Origin of the sequence: Streptacidiphilus sp. BW17 (assembly GCF_041262485.1) — a bacterium.
GTDB lineage: Bacteria > Actinomycetota > Actinomycetes > Streptomycetales > Streptomycetaceae > Streptacidiphilus.
The window spans coordinates 60,709-74,843 of the sequence record NZ_JBGCCR010000010.1; the positions used below are offsets into that span (position 1 = coordinate 60,709).

At 72.3% G+C, this 14,135-nt stretch carries 12 protein-coding genes and 1 pseudogene; 3 read left to right on the top strand and 10 right to left on the bottom strand.

All coding sequences use genetic code 11. The features are described from left to right. Positions 1-5: 5 nt before the first annotated feature. On the bottom strand, positions 6-1,298 hold the full coding sequence (locus ABH940_RS14835; protein WP_370067996.1) for a glycosyltransferase family 4 protein: 1,293 nt from the start codon (positions 1,296-1,298) through the stop codon (positions 6-8). 273 nt (positions 1,299-1,571) lie between these two features. After that, positions 1,572-3,026, bottom strand: coding sequence for a HEAT repeat domain-containing protein (locus ABH940_RS14840; RefSeq protein ID WP_370067998.1), 1,455 nt, complete (start codon positions 3,024-3,026; stop codon positions 1,572-1,574). A gap of 366 nt (positions 3,027-3,392) precedes the next feature. Between ABH940_RS14840 and ABH940_RS14845 the strand changes: the two genes are divergently transcribed. Beyond that, on the top strand, positions 3,393-3,956 hold the full coding sequence (locus tag ABH940_RS14845; RefSeq protein WP_370068000.1) for a PAS domain-containing protein: 564 nt from the start codon (positions 3,393-3,395) through the stop codon (positions 3,954-3,956). A 57-nt stretch (positions 3,957-4,013) separates the two neighbouring features. Here the strand turns inward: ABH940_RS14845 and ABH940_RS14850 are convergent, their stop codons facing one another. After that, positions 4,014-5,486, bottom strand: a complete 1,473-nt coding sequence (locus tag ABH940_RS14850; RefSeq protein WP_370068003.1) for a hypothetical protein — start codon at positions 5,484-5,486, stop codon at positions 4,014-4,016. A 363-nt stretch (positions 5,487-5,849) separates the two neighbouring features. On the opposite strand from ABH940_RS14850, the gene ABH940_RS14855 reads away from it, so the two are divergent. Then, positions 5,850-6,956, top strand: a complete 1,107-nt coding sequence (locus ABH940_RS14855; protein WP_370068005.1) for an aminoglycoside phosphotransferase family protein — start codon at positions 5,850-5,852, stop codon at positions 6,954-6,956. A gap of 55 nt (positions 6,957-7,011) precedes the next feature. On the opposite strand, the gene ABH940_RS14860 is transcribed toward ABH940_RS14855, so the two are convergent. After that, complete coding sequence (locus ABH940_RS14860; RefSeq protein WP_370068007.1) at positions 7,012-8,229, bottom strand: acyl-CoA dehydrogenase family protein; 1,218 nt, start codon at positions 8,227-8,229, stop codon at positions 7,012-7,014. Between the two features lie 19 nt (positions 8,230-8,248). Beyond that, positions 8,249-8,743: a hypothetical protein gene (locus tag ABH940_RS14865; RefSeq protein ID WP_370068009.1), complete on the bottom strand. Its 495-nt coding sequence runs from the start codon at positions 8,741-8,743 to the stop codon at positions 8,249-8,251. Between the two features lie 158 nt (positions 8,744-8,901). Between ABH940_RS14865 and ABH940_RS14870 the strand changes: the two genes are divergently transcribed. Further along, entirely contained in the window at positions 8,902-8,994 is a 93-nt protein-coding gene (locus tag ABH940_RS14870) for a putative leader peptide (RefSeq protein ID WP_370068011.1), read from the top strand. 345 nt (positions 8,995-9,339) lie between these two features. Here ABH940_RS14870 and ABH940_RS14875 read toward each other — a convergent pair whose 3' ends face one another. The 5 genes and pseudogenes from ABH940_RS14875 to ABH940_RS14895 all read right to left on the bottom strand — a co-directional run bounded on the left by ABH940_RS14875 (position 9,340) and on the right by ABH940_RS14895 (position 14,077). Further along, on the bottom strand, positions 9,340-9,528 hold the full coding sequence (locus ABH940_RS14875) for a DUF397 domain-containing protein (RefSeq protein WP_370068327.1): 189 nt from the start codon (positions 9,526-9,528) through the stop codon (positions 9,340-9,342). 284 nt (positions 9,529-9,812) lie between these two features. Continuing rightward, positions 9,813-10,979, bottom strand: coding sequence for a thiolase domain-containing protein (locus ABH940_RS14880; protein ID WP_370105432.1), 1,167 nt, complete (start codon positions 10,977-10,979; stop codon positions 9,813-9,815). 31 nt (positions 10,980-11,010) lie between these two features. Further along, positions 11,011-12,126 carry a thiolase domain-containing protein gene (locus tag ABH940_RS14885; protein WP_370068015.1) on the bottom strand — a complete coding sequence of 372 codons (1,116 nt, stop codon included), beginning with the start codon at positions 12,124-12,126 and terminating at the stop codon, positions 11,011-11,013. Beyond that, positions 12,123-13,216: pseudogene (locus ABH940_RS14890) on the bottom strand (Zn-ribbon domain-containing OB-fold protein). Before ABH940_RS14890 ends, ABH940_RS14885 begins: the two are co-directional and overlap by 4 nt. A gap of 57 nt (positions 13,217-13,273) precedes the next feature. Beyond that, a complete protein-coding gene (locus ABH940_RS14895) occupies positions 13,274-14,077 on the bottom strand; it encodes a crotonase/enoyl-CoA hydratase family protein (RefSeq protein ID WP_370068017.1) in 804 nt (267 codons plus the stop codon). Positions 14,078-14,135: the final 58 nt, after the last annotated feature.

Consider the following 14,135-nt stretch of genomic DNA (forward strand, 5'->3'; position numbering starts at 1 on the left):
GCCCCCTACGCCGCCGCAGGAGCGGCAGGCGTGGGCGGGGCGGGCGTGGGCTCCAGTGTCGTGGGCTCCGCGGTCGTGTCCGCGTCCGCCGCAGGACCGACCGCGCCGACATAGGACACGGGCCGCGACGTTCCCGCAGTGCGCGCCGCACCCGTCGTGTCCGTCGTGCCCGACGTGCCCGACGTGTCCGCAGTGCCGATGACGTGCCGGTAGTGCTCGATCAGCTCGTCACCGACGGACTGCCAGGTACGCGACTCGACCTCGGCCCGGCCTGCCGTGCCGAAGCGGGCGCGCAACTCCGGATCGGCCGCCAGCTGTTCGACCGCCCGGGCCACCGCCGTTCCGTCACGCGGCGGTACCAGGAAGCCGGTGCGCTGATGGGCGATCAGGTCCAGCGGTCCGCCGACCGCCGGGCCGACGACCGGGATGCCACTGGCCATGGCCTCCTGGATGGTCTGGCAGAAGGTCTCCATCGGTCCGGTGTGCGCGAAGACGTCGAACGAGGCGTAGAGCGCGGCCAGTTCGTCGCCGGTGCGGCGGCCGAGGAAGACGGCTCCCGGCAGACTCTGCCGCAGGGCCTGCTCGCTCGGTCCGTCGCCGACGACGACGACCCGGACGCCGGGCAGTGCCACGGTCTGCGCCAGCAGGTCGACACGCTTCTCGGGGGCCAGTCGGCCGACGTAGCCGACCAGCACCTCGCCGCCGGGGGCGAGTTCCCGTCGCAGCGCCTCGTCGCGGTGGCGCGGGTGGAACCGCACCGAGTCGACGCCGCGCCGCCACAGGTGCACCCGGGGGATGCCGTGTGCGGTGAGGTCCTGCGCGGCGGGGGTGGACGGGGCCAGGGTCCGGTCAGCGGCGCAGTGGACGGTGCGCAGCCGCCGCCAGGCCGCCGCCTCGCCGAGCGTGCTGCCCGCCCGGTAGGCGCGCGCGTACCCGGCGATGTCGGTCTGGTAGACCGCGACCGTCGGCAGACCGAGGCGCTCGGCCGCCGCCATGCCGCGCGCACCGAGCAGGAACGGGCTGGCCAGGTGGACCACGTCCGGCCGGTGCCCGGCGATCAGCTGCTCCAGCTTGCGGCTGGGCAGGGCGATACGGACCTGTGGGTACCCGGGCAGCGGGATCGCCGGGACCCGGACGACCGGGCAGGGGTCGGGCGCCCCGACCGGACCGGCCGGGGCGGGAGTGATGACGAGGGGTTCGTGGCCGCGCCGGATCAGGTGTTCCGCGGTGCGGAGCACGGAGTGGGCGACGCCGTTGATGTCGGGCGGGAAGGACTCGGTGACGAGGACGACACGCATGACTGCGTTATTCCGAGCCGCGGCGTGCAGGGGGGCACGTCGATCTGACCGACCGGCGAACGCCGCGCGAATCCTCTCTCGCTGCGCGTACGCACCGCCACGAGCTGCGGGATTGCTGGGGCCCGGGTGGCGCGACCGACACCGGGGACGGTCCGGCACGCCGCCGCGTGCCCACTACCGCTCGCCACGCTCCGTCCGCTGCTGGCCACCCGCCGGCCACCACCCGCTGCACGCCGCAACCAGCGTCCGGCCCCGCGGCCCCCGGCCCAGCCGTCAGCCAGAGCTGAGGCGGCCCCGGACGGCGGCGTGGACCTCGGCCTTCTCGCCGGGATCGGCGGCGAGGCGGCGCAGGCGGTCGAGGACCCGGCCGTCGCCCTTGGTGAGCACGTGCCGCGCGGCCAGCTCGCGGGTGGCCTCCTCGCAGTCCCAGAGGCACTCGACAGCCGCGCCGGTCGCGAAGTAGGGGTCGATCACGGCGAGTCCGCGTGCCGCGCTCAGGCGAAGCTGGGAACAGACCGTCTCCGCGTAGATGTGCCGGAGCACCGACACCGCCTGACCGGCCTCCAGCCGGCCGACGCCCTCGACGAGGGCGCACAGGTCGTCGCCGTCCGCGCCCGTGTCCGAGACCCGCTGGTGCAGGGCGTTGACCACGAGTGGCGCGTCCTCGGGGCCGCCCACACACGCGAGGAGTTTGGCAGCGGTCCGGGCGAGACGACCACCGGCAGGTCGCGCGGCCCAGGCACGGGCGTGGACGAGGATGCGCGCGCCGCGCATCCGACCCAGGGTGTCCAGGGCGAAGTCGGCGATCGGCTCCGACAGGTCCTCGGCGGCGAGCTCGATCAGTTCGGGAGCGCACACGTCGTCGTTCTCGGCCAGGTGGCGCAGGGCCGCGCAGCGTGCACCGGTCGCAGCGGTCCGCGCGGTGTCGCGGAGCAGCGGCGCGTCGGCCGGCCCGGCCACGGCGGCGAGCAGCCGGGCGCCCGCGGCGGCGCGGCGGACTGCGGCCCGGGCCTCGGCGCGGTCATCAGCGCCGCGGCCGGCGTCGGCCCTCTGGCTCGGAACGCCGCTGCCCGCGTCCGCCCAGGCGAGGACGGCGGCGGTGCTCCACTCCGGCGTCTCCGGGCGGTCCAGCTGGCGCTGCCACAGGTCGAAGGGGGCCCGCTCGGTGGCCGCGGCGACGCGGGGATGGTCGGCCGCCCACAGGTGCCAGGGCCTGGGCTCGTAGGCATCACGGACGGCCGCGCGCAGAGCGGCGTCGCCCTCGGGGTCCTCGGGGAAGCGGTCCAGCACGGCGGCGGCGAGGGCGCGCAGGCCGTCGTCAGTCTCCCGCACGGCCAGTTCGTCCAGGGCCCAGGCCCAGTTGCTGCCGTGCGCGGCGTAGCGGTGCAGCAGCTGCAGCGCGTCGCGGCGGCCGTAGCCGACCAGGCGTCCCAGCACGGCGAGGGTCAAACCGGTGCGTGACTCGCACTCGTCGAGGGTGTCCCAGGCGCAGAAGAGGTGCTCCTCCAGGCCGGTCAGCGGCGCCTCCAGCTCCATGTAGAGGCGTGCGTAGTACAGGGAGCGGTTCTCGACCTGCCAGTCGCGGCGGGGGTCTCTGGTGACGCACTCGTCCAGGGCGGCGAGCGCTTCGTGACGCTCGGCCGCCAGAGCGTGCAGGGTGCCGTCCCCGCGGCCCCGCTGAAGCAGGCCGAGAAGGGAGGCGCTGGGCGCTATCGCGGGCTCGAACATGAGGTCAGCATCCGTTGCGGCGGTCCTGGTGGCAATGGAATTTCGTGCACCCGGCGGTGGCCGGGTCGGTTCGGGTCCGCGACGGTGGCCGCGGGTGGATTGTGTCACCGGCCGTCGGGCTCGTCAGCCGGAAGCACGGAATCTTACCGTCCGTGTGCACTCTCCGCACACACGGACAAGGTCACCCAGATCGTTCGTGGACGCTCACCGGTGGACTCGAGGCCTGCGTGTCCACGGTGGCACGATCTTGCGGCATATGCCAAAGGCAAAACTTGGTCCTACTTCCCGGAAAGCCACCCCCCGTCGCAACGCGCTGTGCGAGAGTCGTGACGGTCAGCGGGTCACCCCAAGCAACCGTGGGACGCCATGCACCCCCAACTCCCTCCCCCGTCGCTTCCGCAGCAGCTGGCTGCGGTCCGCGCACAGCTGGAGGCCTCGATCGCCGACTGCCGGGACCGCTCCGAGCGGGCACTGCTCGCGCACGCCTGTTCGCACCTGGCTGAACTGGAGCGGTGCACCGCCGCGCTCACCCTCGACGCGCCCGTGGCCCGGCCCGCGAGTGGGCACGGGGGCGGGCCGGGGGCTGCCGAGGGTGGCGCGCTGCTGGGCGACGCGGAGTGGGACCTGGTCCACGACGCGGTGGACTGGTCCGCCGAGATGTACCGGATCTTCGCCCGGGCACCGCACGAGGGCCCGCTGACCCTCGATCAACTCCCGGGCGCGCTGCACCCCGAGGACCGCCGGACGGTCTCCGGGCTGCTCACCGCCGCGCTGGTCGACGGCAAGCCGATAGACGCCGAGTTCCGGCTCCAACTCGGCGACGGCACGGTGCGGTCGGTCCACTGCGTGGGCGCGCCCCAACTCGCCGCGGACGGTTATGTCGAGGCCGTCTGGCTGGCGCTACGCGACCTCGGCCGCACACCAGCGTGAACGGCACCGCAGCCTGAACGGCCGGATCGGCATCCGGCCGAGCCGTTCCCGCTGCGGCTAGACGATCTGCGGCTTGACCGGGCGAGGCATGACCTGGGAGATCTCCGTCCGCAACTCGGAGACCGCGGGCAGCTTCTCGTAGCGCGCGGTCAGCCGGTACATCTGGCGCAGCCGGTCCCAGGTGCGGTGCGAGGACATCTCGCTGGTGGCGCTGAGCGCGAGCTGCGCGTAACGCTGTGCCTCGTCGGGCTTGTTCGCCAGGTAGCAGGCGGATGCCATGGAGATGTTGTCGAAGAGCATCGACCGCTCGTGCCCGCCCGAACGCAGTTGGAGAGCCAGGTGCGCGTGGCGCTGCGCCAGCGGGGATGCGGTGGGGTCGTGGTCGGCCAGCGTGCGATAGGTGAGCGCCTGCATGCCGTGCAGATCGGCAAGGTCGAAGAACTGCAGCCAACTGGGGCCAGGATCGCCCTTGTCCTGCGCGAACAGGTCCTCGGCCTCCCCCAGCGTGCGACGCGTCGCCTGGCTGTGGCCCAAAGACGCGTGCGCCCAGGCCTCGACGGTGCGCAGCATGGCGCGGGTGCGCGGCAGAGTCTCCCTGTCCGTCCCGGCGTCCGCCACCCGCATCAGGTCCAGTGCGTCGCCGGGGCGGCCCAGGTGGACCATCTGACGCGCCGCGCGCGCCAGGGCCTCGCTGGCCCGCGGCCGGTCCTCGGACTCGCGGGAGGCGTGGACGGCCATGACGAAGTACTTCTGCGCCGTCGGCTCCAGACCGACGTCGTGCGACATCCACCCGGCCAGTACGGCCAGGTTGGCTGCGACGCTCCACAACCGGCGTCGCAGGTAGTCGGGGTGATCGTAGGTCAGCATGCCGCCGACCTCGTTCAACTGGCCGACCACCGCCTTGCGCTGCAACCCGCCGCCACGTGAGGCGTCCCACTGGCGGAACACCTCGACGGAGGCCTCCAGTGCCTTGACCTCCTCCTCGCCGACAGGCCCCGCCTCGTAGAAGTCGAGCGCGGGCAGCGCCGAGGGGCTGCGCACCACCGTGGCGGAGTCACCCGGTGGCGGCGTGGCGGCCGGCGAGCGCATCCAGTCGTACATGGGGTTGGCGATCACGGCGCCCGCGGCGAGCGCGGTGCTCGCTCCCATCAGTCCGCGTCGATTGAGCATGAGGTCCATTCCCGTGAACTCGGTGAGGACCGCGGCCGTCTGCCCTGGTGACGGTCTCGAGCTGTCGGGCGTGCCTCCTCGCACGCCCGGCCCGTTGTTCCGCTCCCGTGCTAAGCCGAGGTCCTCCGGCGTGACAACTCGACCGAGCTGCTCACTGAACAGAGCCGCGAGAATGCGTGGCACCGGATCACGCGGGATCTCCCCGCGCTCGATCCAGCGGCGCACCCGTGAGGTGTCGGTCGACAGCTGCTGCTGACCGGCCGCCGCCCCACGGCGGTTGACCATCCGCGCCAACTCGCCCTTGGACCAACCCGTGAGGGCGAAAAGGTCGGCGAGTCGGGTGTTCGGCCCTCTGTTCACGTCAAGCCCCCAGGTTCCTCGGCGCTTTCGAGGCTAGCCACCCGTCATGTGCCAGGCGAGCATTCGCCAGGGTTCGCCAGGGTTCGCTAGCTGCCACGCTCCCGGTGACTCGGTGTGTTGTAGAGACGCGCCACCTCGACCTGGTCGGTTCGCCGGCCGGACCTCCGGGTTACGGGTGTGGCGTATGGGGTGGCGCGCAGTCGCCACGCGCCAGGGCTGGCCCGGGAGACGCAACTCCCCAGGGTGCGCCGACCGGGTTCCGGCCCGTTCGGCGGCAGCGCGCCACCCCACCAGCGGTCGACCCACCCCCGGCCGACCGGCGGCAGCCCGCCACCGGCACACGAAGGGACCAGGACCCACCTCATGTACTCACAGGCTCTCTCTCCCGCCCCGGTGTCCCGCCCCCAGCAGCCCTCCGTCCCGGGCCCACTGCGGCGTCGGCCCGCCATCGGGCTGGACCCCCGCGGCCGTGAGCAGGGCAGCGGTCAACTCCAGGCCCGTCCGGCCCACCCGGCCCAGCAACTCCGTCGCCCCGTTCCGGCGCAGGCCCGGCCCGCCGCCGCGCCGCGCACGGAGAACCCGGCCGATCGCTCGCCGCAGGTCCGCGCCGCGCTGGCCCACATCGCGCGGATATCGCCCTCCTTCGTCCCGCGCCAGCTGATTCGCGACGGACGACACGTGCTGATCGCCGGTACCGCCGGCCGCACCCCGGTGGTGGCGAAGTGCCTGGCGCGGCCTGGCGATGACGTCGAGGGCACGATCCAGTTCCAGCGTGAGATCGCCACCTACCGAGCCTTCGTGCGTCACCGTCCGCCGGCGCGCCAGCCCAAGCTGGTCGCCGCCGACAGCGAGCGCTGCGTGCTGCTGATGGAGCGTGTCCCCGGCCGACCGGCCGCGCGGGAGCGCCACCCCTCCAACGCACCGACGCCGGGCGAGGTCCGGGCGATCGTCGGCGCGGTCCGCGCGCTCAACCTGTGGCGCCCGCCGACGGACGTCTTCGACCGTCCGCTGGACTACGGGCGTGAGGTGGCCCGCTATCACGCGCTGGGCCTGCTGACCGACCGTGACGCCAGCGACCTGCAGCAGCTGCTGCACGGACTGGCCCACCAGCCCTGGCAGTTCTGCCATGGCGACGCGCTGCTGACCAACGTGCTGCTGGCCCCGTCCGGCCCGGTCCTGGTCGACTGGGAGCAGTCCGGGTGGTACCTGCCCGGTTACGACCTGGCCGTGCTCTGGACGGTCATGTCAGGCGATACGGGCGCGCGGCGTCAGCTGAGCCAGGTCGCCCAGGCCGGTGGCACGCTGCCGCGCGACGCGTTCCTGGTCAACCTGATCCTGCTGCTGATGCGGGAGCTGCGCCGCCACGACGTGCCGGGCGCGAGCGAGGAGCAGCGCATCCTGATCCGACGCCTGCACGAGGACGCCGCGTTGGCACGGCGTGCGGTCCGCGCCGCGGTCGGAACGCGCTGAACGGGTCGGTCGGCAGCTCCCGGGCTGACCGGCCGCCGCAACGCGGCCGACGAGGTCAGCTAAGTGACCGACCCGCTTCGGCGAGGAGGACGTCCTCCCGGGGCAGCAACGCGCGCAGACTCACCGCATCCCGGAGCTGGCGCTCCAAGGGCCAGCCACGGGTCAGGCCCTGCGTGCCGGAAAGATCGACGCAGTGGCGCACGATTCCCAGCGCCCTCTCCGCCACCCGTGGCGCCAGCAGGGCCGCACGACGCGTCGCGTCGGGGGTGCCGACGTTCCGGCCCCCGTTCGGGTCCTCGGCGTCGACAGACCGGGTGTCGAGAGACAAGGCGTCGAGAGAGCGGGCGAGAGCGGTCAACAGCTCCTCGGACTCGGCCAGTTCGACCTCCAGCCGGCCGAGCTCCGCCAGCGGCAACTCCTTGATGCTCCGCCGCAGCCAGGCTCGCGCGGAGGAGGCGACACCCACGGCGACGGCCGCCACCGCAAGGCGACGCGCGGCCTCGTCCCGCCGACCCGGTGCGGCCAGTCGGGCTTCCTCATCGAGCATGACGTCCTCGAATCCGACGTCCTGGACGGCCCGCGCGCGAAGTCCGAACTGCTCGGTGCCCGGTTCGACGATCAGCCCTGGCGCATCGCCGGGCAGTAGAAACGTTGCAGCGCCCTCGCCCCGGTCGTCGCCGGTGGCGTCGCCATCGGCTTCGGTGACGAATGCGTCGACCGTCATCCAGTGCAACGCCTCGGCCCCGGGGACGGACGGCTCGTGGCCCGTCAGCTGCCAACCGTCCGCCGTCCGCTCCGCACGCACGCCGGAGCGGCTGCGCAGCGTCCCGGCGAGCGCCGGGCCGCGCTTCGACTCCGCCAGCAGCGCCTGGTACGCGCCGGACGGCCAGCGCGGCGACCGGTCCTCGGCTGCGTGGACGAGCAGGGTTTCCGCTGCCAGCAGCGCCACCGACGGGTCGCCGCTGCCAAGCGCGGCAAGCAGGCCGACCGTCTGCGCCAGGCCGGCCGCCGGTCCGCCGTGGCGTTGCGCCACCGTCACGGTCAGCAGTCCGGCCGCATGCAGGGTCTCGATCCCCTGGTAGGGGAAGTCGGCCTCGCGGTCCTGCTCCTCGGCTCGCGCGGCGAGCAGGTCGACGACACGCGGAAGCGCCGCCATCACCCGGGCCAGCATCTCTGCCTGCGCCGCGCCGGAGCTCGACGGAGCACGCCGGGCCGAGGAGGGTGACGGGGTCGCGGGGGACGACGCGTTCGAGGGGGTGCGGTTCGGGGTCACGGTCTCGGTCCGACTCGGCTCAGACCTGGAACATGTCCGCGGGCAGCGGCTTGAGCAGCTTGTAGAGGTCCTCGCTGATCGGCCGGTCCCAGGTGACCACGGTGACCTGGATGTCGTCGCTCCGCCCGAACTGCACGCAGGCGAGACGGCCCTCGGTCAGCTTGACCTTCTTCACGATCAGCAGCGCGTCGTCCAGCATCACCGGGAAGTCCTCGGTGTCGAGCACCCCGACCGGCTCGTCGTTGCCGACGGCCGCCAGCATCTGCCGCACCTCGAACGGGACCCCGTCCTCCGGCTCGCGGGCGGGGGAACCCGGCCGCAGGTTGCCGATCAGCATCGACGGGCCACGGCCGCCCATCAGGTCGTAGCGCAGCACCACGCCCTGGCAGGTGCCGTCCTCCGGGTCACTGAGCAGGACGGCGCCGAGGTCTCCAGGCCAGTCGCCCGGGTCCATCGCGAGAACGTCGAAATCCGGGCCTGCGGGGGTGCCGGAGCGGCGGCGAAGGAAAGCCATGGGGCAATCGTACGTGTCCGTGAACGTCGAGAACGCGTGGCCTGGCCCGGGATTCCCTTCTGGCCCCGTTCCGGCTCCGTTCCGATCCCTGGGACCACGTTCCGGGAGACGAGATTCCGGGTTGACGAGCCGATCACGTTCCGATTACGGTCGGCGACATGCAGAGACGTTCGCGTTTGGTGAGCAGGGGTCATATCGACCTGCTTCGCGTGGCGTCGGCCGCCTGTCGGTGCTGCATCCCGAGCCGTTGACGCCTCGCAGACATCGAAGTCCAGAGAAGTCCGGCAGCTCCGGCGATCACTCCAAGGATTCACCCAAGGATCAGCCCCGGATCGACCGTGCGCCTGAAGACGGCCCTCCTCGTCCACCAATCTTGCTTCGACCCGGAACCATCAAAAAACCGTGGGACTCGCCTGCCGTGCCATGACCGGCAGGGGCAGGCGGGCCCGCCTCGCACCGCGTGGGGGCGTGTGCTGGCGGGCTGGGCGCCGCGTCGACCCCGTGGGGGTGGTCGACGCGGCGCCCGCATCAGATCGGATGACCACTCAGGTCGGGCAGATGACCAGGTCGGGCGGCTGCTCAGACCGGGTGGCCGTTCAGGTCAGGTCGAACTCGCCGTCGCGTGCGCCGAGGACGAAGGCGTTCCACTCGGCCGGCGTGAAGATCAGCGACGGCCCCTCCGGGCTGCGGCGGTCGCGCATCGCGATGAAGCCGTCGACGAAGGCGATCTGGACGTCCCCTATGCCCTGACTGCTCGACATCCACTCGGCACCGCTCAGGTCCAGGTGGGGTTTTACCTCAACGCCTGCCCCGAATGGGCCCCGCTGAGTGAGAACGCCGGCCCTCGCAGTGCCGTCGAAGAATGCGTCGCTTGCCACGTCGTGCTCCTCCCGCCGTCAGTTGATCCCACTGTAATCTCCACGACACCCCTGGGTGGAGTGCTTGGACGCGATCCGCCCGTGAGGGTGACACGGGACGGATCGCGGTGGTATCGCGTGCGGGTCGCAACGCCCTCCGCACGGTGTACGGATGACGTCGTCGCGATGTCGAGCAGATGTCAGAAGCGGTGTCAGTGCTGCGGTTTGTCGCTGCCGACCAACCACATCGAGAAGAACTGCGCGCCGCCGCCGTAGGCGTGGCCCATCGCGCGCCGGGCGCCGCCGATCTGGTGCTCGCCGGCCCGGCCGCTCACCTGGAGCGCCGCCTCGGCGAAGCGGAGCATGCCGGACGCGCCGATGGGGTTGGAGGAGAGCACCCCGCCCGAAGGGTTGACCGGCAGATCGCCGTCCATCTCGGTGACTCCGGCTTCGACCAGCTTCCAGCCCTCCCCGGGCTCGGCGAAGCCGAGGTTCTCCAGCCACATCGGCTCGTACCAAGAGAACGGCACGTACATCTCCACCACGTCGATCTGCCGTCGCGGGTCAGCGATCCCGGCCTGACGGTAGACGTCGGCGGCGCAGTCACGTCCGGCCTGCGGGCTGACGTAGTCCTTGCCCGCGAAGATGGTCGGCTCGCTGCGCATCGCGCCACCGTGGAGCCAGGCGGGCGCATGCGGCGCACGGGCCGCACCGCGCTCCCCGGTGAGCACCAACGCGCATGCCCCGTCCGAGGAGGGACAGGTCTCGGAGTAGCGGATCGGATCCCAGAGCATCGGCGACGTCTGCACCTTCTCCAGCGTCAGATCACGTTCGTGCAGGTGCGCGTAGGGGTTCTTCAGCGCGTTCCTGCGGTCCTTGTACGCGACCAGCGAGCCGACGGTGTCCGGCGCGCCGGTCCGGCGCATGTAGGCGCGCACGTGGGGCGCGAAGAAGCCGCCCGCGCCGGCGGTCAACGGCTGCTGGAACGGGACCGGCAGCGAGAGGCCCCACATCGCGTTGGACTCGGACTGCTTCTCGAACGCCACCGTGAGCACCGTGCCGTGCACCCCTGCGGCAACCAGGTTGGCGGCGACCAGTGCGGTCGAACCGCCGACCGAGCCCGCGGTGTGCACCCGCATCATGGGCTTGCCCACCGCGCCGAGCGCCTCGGCGAGGTAGAGCTCGGGCATCATCACGCCCTCGAAGAAGTCCGGGGCCTTGCCGACGACCACCGCGTCGATGTCGGACCAGCCCAACTCGGCGTCGGTCAGGGCGCGGGCGGCGGCCTCTCGGACCAACCCCGCGATGGAGACGTCCTGACGCGCCGCCACGTGCTTGGTCTGGCCGACACCGACGACGGCGACCGGTTGCTTGCTCATGCCACTCCACCTCGCGCTCCACGTGCGGTCGTCATCGCGTTCCCTCCAGGACGGCCACCAGGTTCTGCTGCAGGCAGGGGCCGGAGGTGGCGTGCGCCAGCATCCGATGGGCCTCGCCGCGGTGGATCCGGGCGGCGGCCTCACCGATCCGGATCAGTCCGGCCGCCATCATCGGGTTGGCGGCCAGCGGTCCGCCCGACGCGTTGACCGGGACGCCGTCGCCGAGGTCCAACGCCCGCCGCAGGATCACCTCCTGGGAGGTGAACGGCGCATGGAGCTCGGCGCCGTCGAGCGGGGCGTCGAAGGCCCCGGCGGCGACGGCGGCGGTCCTGGTGGACGGCGACTCGGTCAGGTCGCGCACGCCGGGCTGATGCGCCTCGATCCGGTGGTCGATGCCGCGGATCCAGGCGGGACGGGCATGCAGGGCACGGGCGGTGTCGCCCGCGGCCAGGATCACCGCCGCCGCGCCGTCGCTGATCGGCGGACAGTCGTGCCGGCGCAGCGGCTCCACCTCGTAGGGGCGGCCGAGCAGTTCGGCTTCGTCGGCGCTGTCGCGCAGCTGCGCGTGCGGGTTGCTCGCGGCGGCGCGGCGGCTACGGACCGCTGTCGTGGCCAGTTCGCGCTCGTCGGTGAGACCCGCGTCCAGCAACGCCTGGGCCTGGAGTGCGGCGAGCGCGACCGTGTCGGGCCAGAGCGGCGCGAGGGTGTAGGGGTCGAGCTGACGGGTCAGCACGTCGCGGACGCTGCCGGGGCTGGACTTGCCGTAGGAGTAGACGAGTGCGGTGTCGGCCTCGCCGGTCTGGAGTTTCACCCAGGCCTCGTAGAGGGCCCAGGCGCCGTCCATCTCCACGTGCGACTCGGAGATCGGCGGCCAGGCGCCGACGCCGTCGAGCGTCATGGTGAAGGAGAAGGCGCGGCCGGCGAGGTAGTCGCTACTGCCGGAGCAGGTGAAGCCGATCTGGTTGGCTGTCAGTCCCGTCTGCTTGAGTACGTCGTGGAGGACGGGCATTACCAGCTCGACCTCGGACAGCTGGTCGGTGCGACGCGTGTGGTTGCTCTGGGCGAAGGCGACGAGGGCGACGTCGCGCCGCGCCGTACGGGAGAAGCGGGAGGAGCGGGAGGTCTCGGAGCTGCTGGCGCTGCTCACATCCACCTCCGGTAGCTCTCGGGGTCGGCGTCCGGTTCGCCCGTGGGACGGAAGTGGCTGATGCTGGCGAGGCTGGGCCCGAGTCGGTCGCGCCAGACCGCCTCGACGCGCTGTCCGATGCGGACCTCGGCGTAGGGGGTGTCGCCGATGCGCGCGTGCAGGCCGACGTGGGCGCCGTCGAGCAGCACGTAGGCGTAGCAGTAGGGCACCTCGACGTCGAGGCCCTTCGCCGCGATGTTGACGATGCAGAAGGTGGTGACGGTGCCGGTGTGCGGCAGTTCGAGCTGCTCGGAGGTGGCGATGCCGCAGGTCGGGCAGGCTCCTCGGGGCGGCACGTAGACGCGGGTGCACCGCGGGCAGCGTTCGGCCAGCAGGCGCTTCTCCCGCAGGGCGTTGAGGAACCGGGTCTGCGCGGTGCCGGGGCTGTAGGTGTACTCCAGGCGGGCGGGGAGCGTCACCCGGGTCACCGGCTCGGCACCGGCCAGTTCGGGTATGCCCGCGAGGAGTTCGACGACTGAGGTCATATGGCGGAGCCCTCCGGTTCCGTCGCGGCGCCGTCCGTGTCCGGAGCCGACGGTGTCTCGACCGCGGTCTCGGCCGCGGTCGCGGTCACGGTCTCGGCCGCGGTCGCGGTCACGGTCTCGGCCGCGGTCTCGGCCGCGGGCACGAAGCAGGCGATGTCGGTGATGGCCCCGGTGCGCTCCTCGGCCCAACGGACGGCCACGCGCATACCGGTACGCACGCTCTCGCGCGGGGCGTCCAGCGCGTGCAGCAGGGCGGTGTCGGCGCCGTCCAGGCGGACGAGCACCCAGGCGAACGGGGTGTCCAGCGGCTGGTAGGGGCGCGGACTGGCGTTCCAGGCCCAGGTGGTGACGGTGCCGACCTGGCCCAGCGGCACCAGCTGGGTCAGCTCTTCGGCGGTCACCGGGTCGTACTCGGCGGGCGGGCAGATCACCCTGCCGTCACTGCCGCGTACGCCCAGGACGACGCGCTCGCGCAGCCCGGTGAGGAAGGCTCCAAGCACAGGGCCGGTGGAGCGGGTGAACGGGAACTCGACGATCAGCGGTGCGCTGAGCACCTCGGGCGGCATGGCGGTTCCTCTTCCGGGGGTCGGGGGTGGGTTGGTACCGGGTTCCGAGGGTCTGCGTCACCGGCGGCGGTAGACGGGGGCGCGCTTCTCGGCGAAGGCGCGGGGGCCCTCCTTCGCGTCCTCGGTCGCGAAGATCGGCCAGCCGAGCTCCAACTCCCGTTTCAGGCCCTCTTCTTCACTCATCGGAGCGGTCTCGTAGACGGATCGCTTGACCGCCTCGACGGCGAGCGGCGCGGCCTCGTTGACGGCCTCGGCCAGCTCCAGCGCGCGTTTGAGCGCCGTACCGTCCGGGACGACGCTGCCGACCAGGCCGATGTCGCGCGCCTCGGCGGCGCTGTAGCGGCGGCCGGTCAGCAGCATCTCCAGCGCGTGGGTGTGCGGGATCTGCCGGGCCAGCCGGACTGTGGACCCGCCGACCGGGAAGAGCCCGCGCCGGACCTCGAAGAGCCCGAAGCTCGCGGACTCCGCCGCCACCCGGATGTCGGTCGCCTGCAGCACTTCGGTCCCGCCCGCGACGCAGACGCCCTCGACGGCGGCGATGACCGGCTTGCGCGGACGGTGGTGGCGCAGCATCGCCTTCCAGTGCAGATCGGGATCGGCGGCGAGCCGCGCGCGGTACGGCTCGTCCTCGGCGAAGCCGCCGCCGGCAAGCGCTTTGAGGTCCATTCCGGCGCAGAAAGCGCCGCCCGCACCGGTCAACACAATTGATCGGATCGCGTCGTCCGCGTCCGCCTCGATCCACGCGTCGTGGAGTCCCACCAGCATCGGAAGCGAGAACGCGTTCTTGGCTTCGGGACGATTCAGCGTCACCACCAGCGTCGCGCCGTGCTGCTCGATGATCAGATGTTCCGTGCCCGTCATGGCACCGCCTCCGCCGTGGCTGCCAACCTTGTCCGGTTCAGATCTAGAACAGGTTGCA